The following is an 18,453-nucleotide window of genomic DNA, read 5'->3' as shown; positions in this document are numbered from 1 at the left end:
GAGTAGTTTTACAGGCAAAGCCGAAACGGATGATAACCACCTACTGAAGTAGGTGGTTTAGGGCTGAAAAATAAAAAAGCTCCCTAGGGAGCTTTTAATGATTCTAATCAAGTGCCCAATATCTGTAGCGGCAAACTTAACAAACTATCTCCGAGAGTGGCAAAATACCAGATGATAGAAACAAAACCTCCGACAGAGACCAAGTACCAAGCCAGTGAGAATAGCTGCCCATAACGGGTTAATGGCAATAAATGGCTTTGATGTCGAGCTCTCCATTCCATCACCACTTCCAACATTCCCATTAACAATAAAAACCCTAGCAACGTCAGACCGAAATAGTAACTGATAAAAATGCCCAATAAAGCGGTCGCAATACTGCCAACTAACCCGACCCAAGTATTCATTGAGAAAGTAATACTTTTGAGCACATGGCCACCATCTAATGGTAAAATAGGCAGCAGATTAAATAGGTTTAGCAAGGCGTTAAACACAGCAAGCCCAGCGAAGATCACCTCACCAGTCATCCAATAAAGCAAAGTAAAAACAATACTAAGTACTAAACCGAAAAATGGTCCCATGATTGAGATAACCACATCCTGCCAGCGCGTGTTTATCTTTTCGTCACTTAGCGCCAAACCACCTAGGAATGGAATCAAATAGATTCCTTTGGTCTTCATTCCAAAATACTTCATCGCTCTAATGTGACCATATTCATGAAAAACCAAACAAGCGATCAACGCTAGCGCGAACTCGATGGAAAATAGCCAAGAATATGCAGCGAGACTTGCAGACGCTAACGCCACTTTAATAACTTTCGCACTTTTAAGTGCTTTCATCCCAAGAGATACGAGGCCTATTACACTTAAACGCTTTTCGGATGGTGGCGTAACTTCTGGCACTTGGCGCTCGATGTCTTTTTCATTTCGACAACCTTCATTGATGAGCTCACCGTTAATTGTGACCTTGTAACTCAATTCAAACGGTTGCCATGTTAAAGAACACTCCAAATGACAGTTCAGGATTTCCTCACCCGCAGAGAGCTTAAACTGGTGTAGACAAGTCTCTGCGGTATTGTCACTGGCATCGATTTGAGACACCAACGTATTATCCCAATATAACTGCTGCCACCCAGCCATCGATCCTTCGAGCCTTAGCGAACGACCTAAAAATTCAACATTCAGTAATTCCAATGCGGTTCCTATTGCGTCTATTGAATAACTACATAGCGAGCGCGAATTATGCCTGTGAAGTGAAGAAACCGCAAAGCGAGCTATCTCTTGATTTGATCGTTATTTAACTATAAAGCTCGCAAAACAATTCTGGTCGTACCATTCTCTTCAAAAATATAACGATAATACATGCCCTTACAAGCCATCGTTTGACCTATGCATCATATTTAAAACGCAAAATACGCTCAAACTTTGACAAGTTATTAAACATACAATTAACATTACATTTACATCACCGTTGTATTTCGCGTATTAACAATTGGTGTAAGTACCACACAACAATTACAAGGACTTCGGTCCAGCATTATGACACCCTAGGAGGGTCAAGGATGAACAAGAAGCACTGCTCTCTGCTTACAATTTCAATATTGTTTGCGTGTAATGCCCACTCAGCGGGCTTCCAGGTAGCTGAACATTCGGCATCTGGTCTTGGTCGAGCATTTTCAGGTGAAGGGGCTGTCGCAGATAATGCCAGCGTCCTTGCCCGTAACCCTGCAGCAATGACACTTTTCAAAGAAGCTCAATTTTCGGGCGCGTTATCTATCATCGACCCTGAAGTCGATGTGTACGACACTGTAAACAATGAACACGCGAAAGATGTCGCTCCTTTACAGATCGTGCCAGCAGGTTATTACATCAGCCCTATCAATGATAACTGGGCTTGGGGTATCGGTATGTTCACAACATACGGTGTTGCTACCGACTATCCAAATGATATTTCCGCAGGTGATATGGCGGGTGACACTTCCCTACTTTCAGTAAACATCAACCCTAATGTCGCTTACCGTATCAACGAGTCTTTCAGTGTCGGTGGTGGTATCAACCTCGTATACGCTGAAGCAGAGCTGACTCGTCACAAAGGCGCACTCGCCGGTATTTTAGGTGGTAATAAGTCCGATAACCTTGTCGGCATGGAAGGCGAAACTTTCGCTTGGGGTTGGAATGTCGGCGCTTTATTTGAGCTAAATGAAAACAACCGTTTTGGCTTTGGCTACCGCTCTAAGGTTGATCTAGACTTTGATGACGGTGAGTTTAGTAGTTACGACTCTGGTCGAGCTTCATCACCAAAAGTTGATGGCCGTTTAAAAATCTCTCTCCCTTCAATTATCGAATTATCGGCTTTCCATCAACTGAATGAACAATGGGCTGTACATTACGGCTGGCAACAAACCGACTGGAGCACATTTAAAGAACTAAAAGCGACCAGTAACGAATGTAATGACGGAGTATGTTTCTTTAAACCTGAGAAATATGAAGACAACAATCGCTACTCCATTGGTGCAACTTACATACTTAATACAGACTGGACATTCCGTGCAGGCTTTGCGTACGACGAACAAGCAGGTGAAGCGACATTGAGTATCCCTGACAGTGACCGTTTTTGGTACAGCGCGGGCCTAACTTACGCAATGAGTGAGAATTTAACTTTCGATGCAGGCTTTGCACTTGTTAAGAGTAAATCAGGCTCTTTCACTGAGACAAATGCTCTGGGTGAAGAGATTAAGTTTGACTCAGAAGGTACTGCTTACATCAGCGCGGTACAGATGAACTACACCTTCAAATAATGGGATTACGGAGTAAACCAATGAAACACACGTTTAAATTATCAATGCTTTGTTCTGCAATCCTTCTTGCTGGTTGTGGTGATGATACCTCCAGCTCTGGTACTTCCGACAAAGTTCAATTTGAAGATGAAGTCCAAGCATTGCTTGATCGCGAAACATCCATCAGTTTTACGCTTCAAGGAGCGAACGCAGATGTACCGGCACCGTCTTACTTATTAATGGACACAAGCGATGGTACGCTTGGTCTGCCAACTGATGGCGATGATGCTTTAACCAACCCTAGAGCCTCGATGAATACGATGGATGGATGGTCAACGTCTATGCCAATCGTTCTTAACTTCAACGGCGACGGTTTTGCAACGGGCATGCTGTCGTCTGGTGTTAAAGTCATCAAGATTAATCAACGCTTAACCGAGTGGGACCGCAAATCTAACCCAATCGAAGACGTTCTCGTTCAGAACCAAGACTACGTTGTTCAAGCAAAAGGCAACTCTCTATATATCCAGTTCTTGGCTGCGCTTGATGAGTCAAGCGAGTACATTTTTGCAGTAACACAAGATGTTACTGACGTGAATGGTGAGCCAATCGGTACATCAGCCAGTTACGCGACAGGTAAATCGAAAGAAATCGTTTATGAAACTGGTGCTCTTGCTTCTGTTCAAGCGGTGACACAAGCGGTTGAAGGCATTTTTGGTTTAGCTCAAGTTAACCCTAACGACATCGTTTACTCCTCATGGTTCAGTACCCAGTCTGTAGGTGATACGTTAGCGGCAGTCAAAGGAGTAACCGCTACTGGTTTTTCTACCGGCGCAAACACACTAAATACCGTTTACAAAAATGACTCAAACGAAGGTTCAGTAGACTTATCAACGGCCTACACAATAACGCTCGGTGAAACCCAAGACTTTAGCACCGCGCTAGACTCTGACGATGACTTTAGTAAATACATTAGCGATCTAGACGCAGCTAAAACGGCAATTAAAGGCCTTTACATGCAATCAGGTGCCGATGTAAGCGTGACACAAGGTGTGGTAAGACTGCCTCATTATCTGGAAAAAGGCACAAGCTGGAACATGCAACCAATGGTATCTGCGATGCCAAGCCTAGCGAAGCTAAGCGCAGCATTAGCGGATCCGAACGAGCAAGCAAACATGGTTCAGCAGCTATCAACAGGCGTTTTTGCAAATGATCCTGTTGATGTGACAAAGCTTGCTACAGATCCTACAGAGCAGCTAAAACTTGTTGGAGCTAAGCTTACTCTTACCGATGGTACCCAGCTTGATAGTGAGCGTATTATTACTCGCTACTCGCCTGTTCCCTTAGTGAAATCGGTTGAAGATGTCGAAGTACTGGTCTTCACACCTAAATCTGGCGTCGCGACAGATGTTGTGATTTATCAACACGGCATCACCTCAGCGAAAGAGAATGCGTACGCATTCGCGTTCAATATGGTAAAAGCAGGTGTGGCAGTTATCGCTATTGACTTACCTATTCATGGTACGCGCAGCTTAGATGAACAACGTTCCGCAAATGCGAATGTACTGGCTTATCTAAATCTTTCCAACTTAGCCGTTGCGCGTGACAACCTACGTCAAAGTGTTCTGGATGTGTTAGGTTTGCGCGCTAGCTTGGTAGTATCTGCTCAAGGCGGTCTTTTAGCTGGAGGTCCTCTGCAAGGCTTCAACCCAATGACGGGTTCAAAAGTCAAAATGCTAGGTCATTCACTTGGCGGTATTGTCGCTACATCTGCCGTCGCAGCAGCAAACAATACATTGGGCAGCCCTACTGCGGATGCACTGTACACATTTAGTTCTGCATCAGTACAGAACTCTGGTGGACAAATTGGTAATTTGTTACTGGGTTCAGACAATTACGGCCCTCAGATCAAACATAACCTCGCTTATGCAGCATCTAAAGACTATGCGACTTACGCTGATGCATCATGTGCGGATCTAGAAGATAAAACATGTTACGAAGCATTTGAGGCTGCGGCAACGGAAGCTCAAGTAGCAGCGCTAGAAGCAGGTTTCTCACAATTTATCTATGCAGCACAGACTACACTAGACACTGTCGATCCGTTCACAAACGCTTCAGATTTAGTGGCATCTGGCTCGCTAACGACACCATTCTTTATGACAGAAGTGGATGGCGATAGCACAGTACCAAACAGCGTTCCAAATGCACCATTCGCGGGTACTGAACCGCTTGCTAATAAGCTAGGGTTGAAGACTGTGAACAGTACGGACACTACTGTGAATGCAACTGCGAGCTTTGTACAGTTTAATGCTACTGCATCGCACAGTACTTTTGCTTCGCCAAATGGCACTTTGTCTGATATTGATCATCATGTAGAGATGCAGATGGAAAACACTGACTTCTTAATGGATGACGCACTAACAGGTGTCACTAACACTTCTGTTTTGAAGTAATCGCAACACCCTTCCTACCAAAGCCCAGTTTCTACTGGGCTTTTTCATTTCAATTGTATTCAAACCCACTCATATTTCCTCTGCTATAGTTAAATCGATGTCTTTGCCTAACTCACTTGTTTAAAAGGAAAACTCTATGCGCGTATTGACTGTTATTGCCACTGTATTACTTCTTGCTGCATGCGGAAGTAGCCAATATCTGATGTCGACAAATGAAGGGAAAATTATTACCTCTTACGGTAAACCAGACCTGAACGAGGAAACGGGTATGTACGAGTATGAAGACATGGATGGTAAAGAAATGAGCATTTCAAAAGAGCAAATTGTCCAGATTGTCGAACGTTAACGACAGGCCCTCTGTAAATTAGAGGGCTATGTTCTAGCCACTATCTCTCTACATTTACCTCTTTTAGGCTTGCAATCGTTGTAGAAATTGACACAACTAATTCATAAGCCAAAACAATTAATAGTGTCTTTTATACTTCCGTATTATTTATTTAGCGAATATTTTACATCTTCACCTTAATCAGGTTTGAGTATTGTAAAATCTAGTCTTTAATTCGCTAACACCCTTTTATTTCTCAGGATAAAGTGGATAATACCGCCACAAAATAACATTACTAAGGTGAGTCCTTATGTCTATTGAAGCTACTCTGCTTGCGCGCTGCGAGTCAAAATGTGAACTGTGTTCTTCTGAATCTCAACTAACTGCATACGCTGTCCCACCTCACGGTAATGTGACGGTTGATACTGCCATCATGGTTTGTGATAAGTGTCTGGGTGAGATCGATGAGCCAAAAGACATTAACCACTGGCGTTGTCTAAACGAAAGCATGTGGAGCCAGGTTCCTGCTGTACAAGTGACTGCATGGCGCCAACTCACTCGCCTAAACACAGAGAGCTGGGCTCAAGATGCTCTTGACATGATGTACATGGAAGAAGAGCAAATGAACTGGGCAATGAAAGGGATGTCTGCTGACGATAAAACGGTTGACTGTAACGGCACTGAACTTAAGAAAGGTGACGATGTAACAGTAATTAAAGACCTACCAGTAAAAGGCACTAACCAAGTAATCAAACAAGGTACAGTGATTCGTGGTATTAGCCTTGGCGATGATCCAAAGCTAGTTTCGGGTAAGGCAAATGGTGGTCAGTCGATGTACGTGATCGCAGAATACTGCCGCAAGAAGTAATATCGCACTTCAGTCATGTCAAAACGGGGCACCAATGGTGCCCCGTTTTTCTATACAACACTTAATCTACTATCATGACTACCTCCTCTAGAGTGTTTCTTTTCTAGGGCGTAGGTTGAGTAGGCATGTTTTACAAATAAAAAAATACCGGCTCATAGGCCGGTATTTCTTACACTATTTCAATATCAACGGTACATACCGATGTCTTTTTGAATATGTGCTGACAAGTCTTCTGCGTAGTAACTGCGTGGCGCAGTGTTATCTACAAATAGAATGTCCAGTAAGTGAGCAATCAGTCCTTTGAAGTTAACCGCGTAGGTTTTCTTATCCATAGAGGTTGGTAAAGCTACATTTGTCATTTGCATTGCTTGTGCCATGATTGCCTCTCTTTAAAAGCAGTAGTCTGTTTAGTTGGTTGTATATTAGTCAGTTTCTTATTGTTTAAGAAATGACAAATTTTACCCATTCAAATTAGAATTTCTAATAAAACAAACTCATTACAAAACTCAAAAATACAAATGAATAATAACGGCATAAATAATCACAATTGCTGTGATTACATTGAATAACTGAACATTACCTGCATAATTACCCCTTAAGCAACAACATATATTTAACAATATTTTTCGTTATTTCTTTTGATTTTAGTGCTTACTTTATATTTTTTGATTAGTAATATTAACGCTAGTTTGACGCTTCGCTTTATTTTTTAGGAGTGATGCAACCACTGCCGATGTCATCACAACAACTAAAAATGTGAGAGACCATGCTGTCGGAATCTCATATTCTGTTCCAACCAATAGCATTTTTACCCCGATAAACATCATGATTACTGACAATGCTGGTTTTAAGTATACAAACTTGTCTAACATTGCTTGAAGAACAAAGTACAGCGATCGCAAACCCAGTAATGCAAATACGTTCGCGGCTAAGACTAAAAATGGCTCTCGTGTTACCGCGAATATAGCTGGTATAGAATCCAACGCAAACATAACGTCCATTACTGCAATGACACCAACAACGATCAGCATCGGTGTTGCCACCCACTTACCAGCTTGCTTTAAGATTAAGCGATTTCCTTGGTAGTCATCTGTAACTGGCAATACCTTTCGAATCAACTGCTCCGGATATGGATTAACCTCTTCTGCTTCGCCTTTGTCGCGAGCTAGCTTAACACCCGTCCAAATAAGAAAAGCAGCAAATAAGTACAATACCCAGTGATACTGTGCAAGTAACTGAGCACCAACCGCAATCATGACAGCGCGTAAAACTAGCGCACCTATCACCCCCCAAAGCAATGCTCTCGGACGCAAGTGCTCCGGCACACTGTATTGTGCAAAGATGATGGCAAACACAAACAAGTTATCAACGCTTAACGACTTCTCTAGTAAGTAACCAGTTAAGAATGAAATCGTTGCTTTGTCGTTCGTATAAGCGCTATGTGGCGCGTAAAAGTCCCAGAATAAATAAATAGAACCTGCAAAAACAAAGGCAAGCAAGAACCAAAAAACACTCCAAACGATGGCTTTTTTCATCGTGATAACGCCACCACGTGTTTGATAGATATCAAGCGTAACAAGAACAAGGGTAAATAAACCAAAAGCACCATACATCGCTAATGATTCTTGAAGAGGCACCGATTGGCTCAATTGGGTGGTATTTTCGATAAGAGACATATTTCCTCCCATGGCGGAAGGACTTCGTTTGGTGACCTTCCGCAGACAATAACAACCAACAGCCACATAACGATTATGTGCTGCTAGTCAATGAATGCGTTGGTCTCGTTGAAGTGTTGACGTGAATGAACCACGTAACACCTTTACTTACCGGATAAGCTGATGCTTAACGAGATGACGATAAGTAAACTTGCGCTAACTACTCCCCAAACGCCGACATAATAACGCCGAGCGTCAGGCTTTCCAACAAAAAAGCCTTGTCTTATCGAAATAAAATTCTTATCAAAAATCAGGAAGCACTATAAAAAGAAAGAAATGGATTCAACCACCTGAACTTTAGTAAACAGACAAAAAGCAGCAAATGGCTCAAGACAAACTCTTCATTGGTTAGAACCCTAACGGGGAAGATAGATACAAAAAAGGAGCATTACTGCTCCCTTTTGTAACATCCACATTCTTAGCAATTCAAAAGCCGCTTAGAGGCACAAAGTAGACCAGTGTTGACCAAATTGCGATCCAGGCAACCACGACTGCCGTATCTGCCCAATCTTTATTCCACATACTGCCATCCTCATCAACCCATGTAGTAAGTGGAGAGCAGCAAAATCAATACCAGTATCTATTATCGACGTCGCTTTGTGTAAAGTTTGTGACTTTGATTCAAACAGTTTGGCTCATCGGTCAGGAGTTCAATAAAACAATCAGCCATGGACAAACTGGTCACACGCCCTTCTCCTTTCATCTCCTGCAATGCGTCATACCCCTCTTTCCCTTTCATCGTATAGGCAGAAGAAGTCCCTCGATACCAAACATCATCTTGAACACCTACCCATTGTTTGCCATCAAAAATCACTAATGATTGAACTCTTTCACCTTTTGGGGCATCTGCGTGGTACTCGAAGTTTAAATTGTAAGTGTACGGATAACTGCCAGATCCAGTGCCTTCTACGCCATTGTTGAGTGCATTATTTATCGCGCCTTCAAGTGCACGGCGAATAGCACTGCCTTTTACATCGTAAAAGCCGATAGGAACGGCAAAAGGCAACAGCCGTCCGGCAATGTCTGCCACTGTAATGTTGCCAGGGTTCAAAGAGGTTCGCACGCCACCCGCATTATGAATTGCAAATTGAACGTCATATCCACGTTTGTTTAAACAGTGCAGAAATGAGCGGGCAACGGAGGAAGCCAACTCACTCTCACCAAATTCATCGGGAATTCTCACATGACGCTTTTTGGTGTCAACACTAGCAATGACTTGTGACTGTAACTGCCTAACCTGAGAAATATATTTATCGCTCAGGATAGCTTGAGTTTCCGGGTGTTTCTTACAAACCACGACATTCGGTTGACCATGGATGAAGTCGCACGCGGTTTCGAATACACCTTGGTCGAGCTGTTGGTTTAGCGTCGAGTCCCAAAAAATACGTCGGCCAAGCAACAGTTCATTTTGTCCACTCAACATCGTTGCTTTGCCATGTTCATCAAACTCAATGACGCAGTGCCCCATTGTCAAAGCATGGAAACCCGCTTGCACCACATAGGTATCATTAATTTTGATACCGTAGGGATCGTCTTGTCCTAACCCTATTGATGAAAAATCACCTTGCAACCGGTGGCTGTGTCCACCAACAATTATACCAATACCTGCGACTTGCTCAGCTAACTCTAAATCACCTTCATAACCTAAGTGGCTCAGAAGAATAATATTTTTTATACCTGATGAATGGATTTGTTTTACGGTCGCCTTGGCGGTTTCAATTGCTGAGTGAAAAGGCGTGTCTGCATCAGGGTTTGCGATGTCGCTCATTTTATCTATGGATAATCCGAAAATCGCGACCCGCTCACCATGGAATTCTTTAACAATGTATTGTGCGCTCTGTGTATCCGGTTGGTAACTATATACATCCTTGCAATCACTGATACGGTGAGGTTTTTTAAGTGATTCATTGGATAAATCCCAGTTGCCAGCAAGCAATGGGAACTGAGTACGTTGGCAAAACAACGCAACTGGCTCATTCCCCATATCTAATTCATGATTGCCTAACGCCATTGCATCAATCTTTAATGCGTTCAATAAGTCGGCATTGGCTTTGCCTTTAAATAGTGAGAAATACAGCGTGCCTTGGAAGCAATCTCCGGCATGGAGGAACAACATCCCGTGACCTTGGCGCTGAGCATCATCTCTTAACTGCTCGACTCGGGTTGCGATACGAGAAAAGCCGCCAGCACTGACATAAGGCTCTAGCGTGAGTTCATTGTTTATCTTAAGCTTTAACTGTAATGACGTTGGTTCAAAGTAGGAATGTGTGTCATTGATGTGTGCCAGTTTGATTCTCACTGGCTTATGATTGTTATTCATCTTCATCTTCTCTTTTTTCATTCCTTATAATAATAAGAAGTGAATCATGACAGAATCATGAATTTTATGAAACTGCGATTTAGGATTTCATGTTTAAGTGATCACGATGCTGTCCCCCGGCTTTGAAAGCAAGCCTCGCTTGTAACGGTCTCTATTCAGTAAGAGGCTCTCGTAATTTTGTGAACTGAGCTTAACTCAAAAATTTCGAATTCATATATGCTTAGGAGTAGCAAAATAACTCTCGATAATTCAAATAATTGCAAGGAGGATTGAGATGAGACTAGAACGCATCGAAATCTCCGGGTTTAGAGGCATCAAACGCCTTTCACTCTCTTTTGACGAACTCACCACGCTTATCGGTGAAAACACGTGGGGCAAATCATCATTACTCGATGCCCTTTCCATCGCATTACCTGCCAATGGCTCATTGTATCAATTCAAACTGAAAGATTTTCACGTTGACTACTCAATTTCTCATCCACAAACACAACACTTACAGATCATTGTTTGTTTTAAAGCACAGGATAAAAACGAAGTAAAAGCGGGACGCTACAGACGCATAAAGCCTACATGGTGCACCAACGAAGATGGTGAGCAAGTCATTTACTATCGTATTAGTGCGTCTCGCGATGAGCACGGCATTAATACAGAGTACGCGTTTTTGGATCATAACGGCAAACCCAAAAAACTTCACCACTCAGAGAAACTCGCTATTGAGTTAATGACACTTCATCCTGTAATCCGACTACGTGACTCCCGACGCTTCCCAGATTTAAACCATGTCAACGGCGATGGTAAAAATGCTCGGATTGAAAAACGAATCAACAACACCTGTCGACGCTTATTGGCTATGCCTGGCCATGTGAATAAAGGTGAGATTCGTAGTAGCCTCGACTCAATGCAAACGCTTGTTGAACACTATTTCGCGTTCAGAAGTGTCAGTAAAGGCAACCCACGCAAACCTCGTGATGGTCTTTTCTATACAAGCCCTTCCTCTGATAAAGGCTTGAGTCAGTTCTTGAAAGAAACCAATGACAAACAAAGCCGCTTGCTTTTAATGGGGTTACTCAATGCCTATCTTCAAGCTAAGGGTCCCACCGATTTAAGGCGCTGTGCGAGACCAATACTGATTATTGAAGATCCAGAAGGTCGACTGCATCCAACTCATCTAGCGAGAGCGTGGTCCTTATTGCAATTGTTGCCAATGCAAAAGATATTAACCACCAACAGTGGCACGTTACTCGGTTCTGTTCCACTGTATTCAATTCGACGTTTAATTCGGCTATCAGACAGAACCATCGCTAAGAGTTTAAACTCAACAAAGTTTGGTCGAGATGAGTTGCGCCGAATTGGTTTCCATATTCGTTTTCATCGTTCAGGAGCATTATTTGCACGGTGCTGGTTACTTGTTGAGGGCGAAACCGAAGTTTGGCTTTTTCATGAACTGGCTCGTCAATGCGGGTATGACTTGGCTGCCGAAGGGGTTCAAATCGTTGAGTTTGCTCAATCAGGTCTAAAATCACTCATCAAAGTAGCAAAAGAGTTTGGTATTGATTGGCATGTCGTTACCGATGGCGACCCAGCAGGGAAAAAGTACGCGCATGCAGTGCGAGCACAGCTCGACCATGATCAGGAAAGGCATCGACTTACGGAGTTACCCGACCGAGACATCGAGCACTTTCTGTACAACAATGGTTTTGAACTTTTCTTTAAGGACATCATCAAAGTTCCTCATGACCACCCTATCCCTGCTAAAAAAGTCGTAAATCGTGTTTTGAAAAAACATGCAAAACCGGACTTAGCTTTGGCTATTGTTTCTCATTGTGAAGAGAAAGGCATGGAGTGTATTCCTGTTCTTCTGCGCTGGACACTTAAACGCGTTGTTACCATGGCCAACGGCAATACATGAGTTAGACGTATTTTACACTCAGCGTATTGTCTTGTAATACAAAAAAAGCACACCAATTTGGTGTGCTTGTATCAAACATCATTAATTTTGATTAAGGGTATTGAGAGGGATAAAACTCAATACACAGTGGATACCAATAAGATCGGGGGTTCACTACTGTGCTTGCTCAGCAAGCGAAGAAGAAGTAGCGGTTGATTTCGTATGCAACCATAGCCCTGTCGCTTTCATTAGATAGCCAAACACACCACCTAGCAACAACGATGGAATGACAAGTTGCCAGTTTCCGTCAGCCGCAAATGTTGCGCATGAACCAATAAAAGTACCAGGGATGTACGCGAGCCAAGCCTGTTTAGCTTGAATACACATGAAGAATGCCACAATAGCGGTAATCACATAGCCAATAATTTCCAACCCCACGTAAGTGGAACCGTGAATAATTACCATTGCCCAGAATACGCCTGTCATATTGGTGATTAAGCTGATGCCTAGTCCTTTCAATCCGCTCGTTGGCGCTGCAAAGTAGCTCGTGCAACCTAAAAAACCAGCCCAAGAAAGCAAACCTAAAGAGATGGCGATCCAACCCCATACGCCAGATAAAATTCCAGTAGTGATAGAAATAGCTAAAAGTGTCGTCATGGTAGTCATACCTACTCGGCTATTATCGTACCTATATGGTTCAATAACTGCCTTCATACATTGAAATCAAGGACACATGTTAGATACATCAGCTCAGCTTATCGGTGACACTGATCACAATAAGATATTATTATTTTCACAATTTACATTAAAAGTTTGACGCAACCGATAAATCAACAGATTTGGGGAATAAACCCAACTCATCTCGTAGGCATGTTTAATCAACCTTTAAAGAACTGAAGGCTTCCCTTTCGTCATTCGCAGCCCCTCTCTTTTAATGCAGTCGACTAATGGGTTTTCTGCCATATCTGAGCGCCATATAAATGAAAGCGTCCTTTCCATTTTTAACTCAGGTACATTTAATGCCACAAGATGACCTGCTTCTATATATCGCTCTACATCTAAATACGGTAAGCAAGTAAGGTACTGACCATTAGCAACTAAACTACGTAACACCGGAACGTGTTCATACTCGCGCCACACATCCAAATCTTCAATAAGGTGGTGAATGGAACTATCAAATGTTTTTCGTGTGCCAGAGCCATGCTCTCTTAGTACCCACTTCGCTTGCTCTAACTGCGCAAGGCTAACAGACTGATTACGCGCAAAAGGATGATGAGAAGCTGCGACAACAGTAAGATGATCACGACACCATACTTCTTGGTGTAAACGGTTATCATCACAGCGCCCTTCAATAATCCCTAAGTCATACTTGTAATCTAATACCCCATCAATCACCCCTTTTGTACTTTGTACACCGAGGGAAATACGCATTTCTGGAAAGTCATTATCAATGATACTGATAAGGTCGGGAACTAAGTGCTCTGCTGGGGTTTGACTCGCTCCCATACGAATCTCACCACTCAATAAATGTTGCTCATAGAAGCCCATTTCAATCTGCAATGCATCTTGTAGCAAGCGTTTTGCTTTTGGTCGTAACCACATCCCCCAATGGGTTAACGCCATTTGCTTGCCTTGCCTCTCAAACAACGGCCTGCCAAGCATCTTCTCTAATTGCGCAAGCGACATGCTTGTCGCTGATTGTGTCAAAGCCAATTTTTCTGCGGCTTGGCTTACACTGCCGGTATCTGCAACTGCGTCGAAAACCGCTAATTGCTTAAGTGAGTAGCGCAAAGTGTCCTCCATTATTAGTGGGTATTTCCCAATCCCCACAATTGTTAAAGCATGCCCCAATAAGCAATAGAGTTCATTTTACCTAGCCCCGTAAAGTTATCAATTAATTTGATGAGGTTTCTAAATATTATCAATTTTACCTTACTAACCGTTCTCCCTATTCTGAGTACGCGGTTCGGGAACACCGCAAGCCTCAATGGTTTTGAAACCGAAATCATTGAGGCTCTTAATAAAAACAACAATTTCATTTTTGAGTTAATAACCAAGGATTTTTTATGCGATTACAAATTAAGGAGTCAATATGGCGGTGACCAGTTCTCAAAATCACCAGTATTTTTCTCCAAAAGAGATGATGGTTGAAGCGGAAAAATTTGCGTTAAGTAAGGCAAACAAAACCAGCAGTATGACATTAAGCCTCGCCATTATGGCCGGCGCGTTCATCGGGTTAGCATTCTTGTTTTACATCACGGTGACCACCGGCAGTACGGGCGCTGGTTGGGGCTTGAGCCGCCTAGCTGGTGGACTCGCATTTAGCATGGGATTGATCCTCATAGTGATCTGCGGTGGTGAATTATTTACCAGCTCCGTCCTATCCAGTATTTCTTGGGCCAATAAGCAAATCTCGTTCGGTAAGATGCTTTCGATCTGGGGCAAAGTTTACGTTGGTAACTTTATTGGTGCGATGTTCCTACTTGCGTTGGTTACTGCTGCTGGTCTTTATCAGATGGATGGCGGTCAATGGGGATTAAATGCGCTTAACATCGCACAACACAAACTTCACCACACTCTCATTCAAGCGTTTGCACTCGGTATTCTCTGTAACCTGTTGGTCTGCCTAGCGATTTGGCTGACATTTAGTTCTGCAAATGCAATGACAAAAGCAGCAATGACAATTTTGCCTGTGGCAATGTTTGTCAGCAGCGGTTTTGAGCACTGTGTTGCGAACATGTTTATGGTTCCACTTGGTATTGTTATCGCGAATTTTGCACCTGAATCTTTTTGGGCATCTGTCGGTGTGCCCGCGTCACAATACACAGACCTAAACATTAGCCACTTTATTACCGCTAACTTAATTCCTGTCACGCTTGGCAACATCGTCGGCGGAGCGGTATTAGTTGGCCTTTCAAACTGGTGTATTTTTCGCCGACCAGAACTAAAAGCAGCGAATATTTCTTCTATCACTACAACTACAACACTGTCGTCAGTTAAGGATTTCACCATGAAAAATGCCTCTTTTGTTAAAGACATTATGAACCAAAAACCAGTCACCATTCGTGCAGAAACGCCAATTGCAGCCGCGCTGGATGTGTTACTTGATAACAACGTAACTAGCGCACCTGTTGTAGACGTACAAAATCGATTAGTTGGCTTCTTCTCTGCTCACGATGTGATGGTAGAACTATGGTGTGAGGACTACATTCCGGTGAAAGACCAAAAAGTCGTCGACATCATGAGCCGAGATGTGGTCGCAATTGACGCTGGTGATCGCCTCGTTGATGTTGTGGAATTCCTATGTATCGATAAAGAGCAGTTGTACCCAGCGAGCAGTATGGGTATTGCCACTCGCTTGACGTCTTTGTCTCTCGAAGAACGCGCTAAAAGTATCAAAGTAAGTAAGCCACAAATGCTTCCTGTGCTTGAAAAGGGGCAGATGGTCGGGGTGGTTACTCGTACTGAAGTATTAAAAGCACTACGCCCGATTTTTGGTGAGCGTTTAAACCTAGTGGAAAAAAGCGAGTTAGAAACAGCGTAAATCGCTAAACATTTACAACGTCTATTGGCTTTCAATCGCTATCACTGACGGGTTTATCGATGTTAGTGATGTGATTAAGATAATAAAAAAGCGCTCTCAAGTGAAGGAGCGCTTTTAGTGTATCTAAAAGGAACTAATTACTTCTTAATACCTTCGATATGAAGTTCCATATCGACGTAGCTTGAAGCACCCATTACTGGGATGTCAAAGTCAGCAAGCTCTAGGCGAGTGTTGCCAACAAAGCCAGCGCGCTCGCCGCCCCATGGGTCACTACCAGCACCAACGAATTCAGCCTCAATAGTAATAGGCTTAGTAACACCGTGTAGCGTTAGATCACCAGTTACATCTAGTTTGCCATTGCCTTTATCAACCACTTTTGTGCTAGTAAAGGTTGCTTCACTGTATTTGCCAGCATCGATGAAGTCACCACTACGAATGTGTTTGTCACGTTCAGCATGGTTTGAATCTAGGCTGGTTGTATCAACAACAACATTTACTTTTGAGTCAGCAATGTTGTTTTCATCAAAAGAAAAGTCACCAGAAAATGTATTGAAACGACCTTTGATGAAACTGTAACCCAAGTGGCTAACTTTAAAGTTGATTGAAGCGTGAGCACCTTTGGTATCGATGACATAATCTGCAGCTTGCGCACCAAATGGCAGTGCCATAGCGATAGCTAATCCTGTAGCGAAAAGTGACTTTTTCATTTTGAAGCTCCTAACATTTTTCTTAATGTGTTGTCTTTATCGATAAAGTGGTGTTTTAGTGCAGCAATAGCATGTAAGCCTGCAATCAGGATGACTGCCCAAGCTGCATAGAAGTGAATCTCACCTGCAATATCTGATTGGCCTGGGAATAACTCTCCCGCTCCTGGCACGGTGAACCAATTAAACACTTCGATGCCGCGTCCATCAGACGTTGAAATGAGGTAACCTGAAACAAAGATGGTGACCAATAGTAGGTACATGACACCATGCGCTGCTTTAGCAGCAAGCACTTCGTAACGTTTGCCTTCTACCTTTGGTGACGCCGTCACATGTTTCCATACTATGCGTACCAAAGTTAAAATAGCGAGTAAAATACCGACAGAGCGATGGTAATGCGGCGCAGTTCGATACCATTCGCTGTAATAGCTAAGGTCGACCATCCACAAACCCACTGCAAATAGACCAATAATGCACAGCGCTGATAACCAATGCATCACGCGTGCAGTAAGGTTGTAATTCTTTACCAGTGTATCCATCTCAAGTTCCTAGATATATTCCTAAGTTAATGCTGAGCAAGAAACACTACATTAACCTATTTACGTCATATGAAACAGATTATTTACCATCATTTACATCCAGCCAATGGTACCGTATCTATCAAGTTGTTCGAATTTTTTGAAGGAACTTTAAATCGTTTGTAAAACTGAAACTTACAGCTTAATTTCTTGTTCTATCTCATACAGCTCTTCGGAAACTTCTAACATTCTGCGTTCAACCAGTAACTTAGCATCTTCAACACCCTTGTTATAATAAATTGGTCCTAGTTTTTCTGTAATAAAATCAATTAGAAACTCACTATCGAACTGGCCAATTTCAACATCTAGCTCGTCTTGCATGTAATCTTGAATGGCGGTGGCCAACGCCTCTTTTTGTGCGCGTTCTAGCTTTATCATTTTTTCCCTTTCAAATTTTTGTTCAACTTCTGCTTCTTTCGTATTGCTCTATTAAAGATTAAACACGGTCATTTGTGAGAAATTTGGTGTTTAGATCAAGAAGTTGCCGAAGTAAATTAGTCTATTCTCAAAAGACTATGCTAACCTTTTGCAGTTCGTTTTGTAATTATTAAGGGATATTCTTTGCTACTCGACCTAGTTATTCAAAGTGTTAATGATTTTCAAGACGACTGTCTTAAGCTGTGTGAAAAGCATTACCCTGCGGTGCATAACCAAGGCATGAGTGAGCATCATCTTGGTCTCGCGTTTTCAAGAAGGATGGAACATACTTTTCGTCACTTTGGATACAACTGCGTGATAAAGCCAATCGAAGTGTTGGATTCTCCAGACCTTCCCCATCACTATCGAATTTCATCCGACATCGGCACTGTCTGGGTTCTGAGTCACCATATGGTCAGTGCCGGAAAATCTTGCCGGGAAAACTTACTCTCATCAATTACGGAATGGCAGAGTGAATATGGCTATGCCTTACAGCCTAATGACCTACTCTTTTTAGTTTGTGATCATTGGATAAGTCGCAGCAAAACGAGCCGAGAATTGCTTCATTGGTGGATGGGGGAACTACCCGATCAGATCAACGAATACACAGAACAAGGAATCACACTGTACACCAGCGAGTCGCAACTCACGCAATCGTTGGACACTCGATTCGGTATTAGCCCTTGTTACATTAAGTTTGGGCATCCTTTACGGCGTTCGAACAAACAGCAGTTAGTCAGAAAATATTTGCAGTTGTATGCCGTACTGCAATGGTAGCATCAAATTGAAGTGCTGAGATTATCAATTATTTCATCAATTTGTTTGATATCACTCGACAAAACTACCCATCCATTACCATCGTTCTTGCTTG

16 protein-coding genes are annotated in these 18,453 nt (G+C 42.7%); 7 read left to right on the top strand and 9 right to left on the bottom strand.

The window, feature by feature from the left end; translation table 11 throughout:
• Positions 1-107: 107 nt before the first annotated feature.
• Positions 108-1,136 (bottom strand): site-2 protease family protein, encoded by a 1,029-nt coding sequence (locus R7Q46_RS17390; protein ID WP_005376346.1) that lies wholly within the window; start codon positions 1,134-1,136, stop codon positions 108-110.
• Positions 1,137-1,558: 422 nt separating this feature from the next.
• On the opposite strand from R7Q46_RS17390, the gene R7Q46_RS17385 reads away from it, so the two are divergent.
• The 4 genes from R7Q46_RS17385 (at position 1,559) to R7Q46_RS17370 (ending at position 6,416) form a co-directional block, all read left to right on the top strand.
• Positions 1,559-2,794, top strand: coding sequence for an outer membrane protein transport protein (locus R7Q46_RS17385; RefSeq protein WP_005376347.1), 1,236 nt, complete (start codon positions 1,559-1,561; stop codon positions 2,792-2,794).
• 20 nt (positions 2,795-2,814) lie between these two features.
• The gene (locus R7Q46_RS17380; protein WP_213871104.1) at positions 2,815-5,223 is read left to right on the top strand and encodes a VolA/Pla-1 family phospholipase; all 2,409 of its coding nucleotides are present in this window, start codon (positions 2,815-2,817) and stop codon (positions 5,221-5,223) included.
• A gap of 136 nt (positions 5,224-5,359) precedes the next feature.
• Positions 5,360-5,569 (top strand): YgdI/YgdR family lipoprotein, encoded by a 210-nt coding sequence (locus R7Q46_RS17375; RefSeq protein ID WP_005376349.1) that lies wholly within the window; start codon positions 5,360-5,362, stop codon positions 5,567-5,569.
• A 289-nt stretch (positions 5,570-5,858) separates the two neighbouring features.
• Positions 5,859-6,416 (top strand): PhnA domain-containing protein, encoded by a 558-nt coding sequence (locus tag R7Q46_RS17370; protein ID WP_005376350.1) that lies wholly within the window; start codon positions 5,859-5,861, stop codon positions 6,414-6,416.
• 185 nt (positions 6,417-6,601) lie between these two features.
• On the opposite strand, the gene R7Q46_RS17365 is transcribed toward R7Q46_RS17370, so the two are convergent.
• From R7Q46_RS17365 to R7Q46_RS17355, 3 genes are all read right to left on the bottom strand, one after another.
• Positions 6,602-6,793 (bottom strand): hypothetical protein, encoded by a 192-nt coding sequence (locus tag R7Q46_RS17365; protein ID WP_005376351.1) that lies wholly within the window; start codon positions 6,791-6,793, stop codon positions 6,602-6,604.
• Positions 6,794-7,072: 279 nt separating this feature from the next.
• Positions 7,073-8,092: a TerC/Alx family metal homeostasis membrane protein gene (locus tag R7Q46_RS17360; protein ID WP_213871103.1), complete on the bottom strand. Its 1,020-nt coding sequence runs from the start codon at positions 8,090-8,092 to the stop codon at positions 7,073-7,075.
• A 622-nt stretch (positions 8,093-8,714) separates the two neighbouring features.
• On the bottom strand, positions 8,715-10,457 hold the full coding sequence (locus R7Q46_RS17355) for a bifunctional metallophosphatase/5'-nucleotidase (RefSeq protein ID WP_213871102.1): 1,743 nt from the start codon (positions 10,455-10,457) through the stop codon (positions 8,715-8,717).
• A gap of 268 nt (positions 10,458-10,725) precedes the next feature.
• On the opposite strand from R7Q46_RS17355, the gene R7Q46_RS17350 reads away from it, so the two are divergent.
• The gene (locus R7Q46_RS17350; protein WP_047103581.1) at positions 10,726-12,360 is read left to right on the top strand and encodes an ATP-dependent endonuclease; all 1,635 of its coding nucleotides are present in this window, start codon (positions 10,726-10,728) and stop codon (positions 12,358-12,360) included.
• Positions 12,361-12,513: 153 nt separating this feature from the next.
• Here the strand turns inward: R7Q46_RS17350 and R7Q46_RS17345 are convergent, their stop codons facing one another.
• Positions 12,514-12,996 carry a DUF1097 domain-containing protein gene (locus R7Q46_RS17345; RefSeq protein ID WP_017634175.1) on the bottom strand — a complete coding sequence of 161 codons (483 nt, stop codon included), beginning with the start codon at positions 12,994-12,996 and terminating at the stop codon, positions 12,514-12,516.
• A 228-nt stretch (positions 12,997-13,224) separates the two neighbouring features.
• Positions 13,225-14,130, bottom strand: coding sequence for a LysR substrate-binding domain-containing protein (locus tag R7Q46_RS17340; RefSeq protein ID WP_318077657.1), 906 nt, complete (start codon positions 14,128-14,130; stop codon positions 13,225-13,227).
• Between the two features lie 301 nt (positions 14,131-14,431).
• Here R7Q46_RS17340 and focA point away from each other — a divergent pair, with 301 nt between their 5' ends.
• Entirely contained in the window at positions 14,432-15,883 is a 1,452-nt protein-coding gene (gene focA / locus R7Q46_RS17335) for a formate transporter FocA (RefSeq protein ID WP_318077656.1), read from the top strand.
• Positions 15,884-16,020: 137 nt separating this feature from the next.
• On the opposite strand, the gene R7Q46_RS17330 is transcribed toward focA, so the two are convergent.
• The 3 genes from R7Q46_RS17330 to R7Q46_RS17320 all read right to left on the bottom strand — a co-directional run bounded on the left by R7Q46_RS17330 (position 16,021) and on the right by R7Q46_RS17320 (position 17,543).
• On the bottom strand, positions 16,021-16,590 hold the full coding sequence (locus R7Q46_RS17330; protein ID WP_017634178.1) for a YceI family protein: 570 nt from the start codon (positions 16,588-16,590) through the stop codon (positions 16,021-16,023).
• On the bottom strand, positions 16,587-17,126 hold the full coding sequence (locus R7Q46_RS17325; protein WP_042520838.1) for a cytochrome b: 540 nt from the start codon (positions 17,124-17,126) through the stop codon (positions 16,587-16,589). Before R7Q46_RS17325 ends, R7Q46_RS17330 begins: the two co-directional genes overlap by 4 nt.
• A 174-nt stretch (positions 17,127-17,300) precedes the next feature.
• On the bottom strand, positions 17,301-17,543 hold the full coding sequence (locus R7Q46_RS17320; RefSeq protein WP_042520836.1) for a DUF2164 domain-containing protein: 243 nt from the start codon (positions 17,541-17,543) through the stop codon (positions 17,301-17,303).
• Between the two features lie 183 nt (positions 17,544-17,726).
• On the opposite strand from R7Q46_RS17320, the gene R7Q46_RS17315 reads away from it, so the two are divergent.
• On the top strand, positions 17,727-18,359 hold the full coding sequence (locus tag R7Q46_RS17315) for a hypothetical protein (RefSeq protein WP_005376385.1): 633 nt from the start codon (positions 17,727-17,729) through the stop codon (positions 18,357-18,359).
• The last annotated feature ends 94 nt before the right edge of the window (positions 18,360-18,453 follow it).

The organism is Vibrio sp. 811, assembly GCF_033339195.1.
Note: the sequence above shows the minus strand (reverse complement) of the source record. Positions and strands in the feature narration are given on the sequence as shown.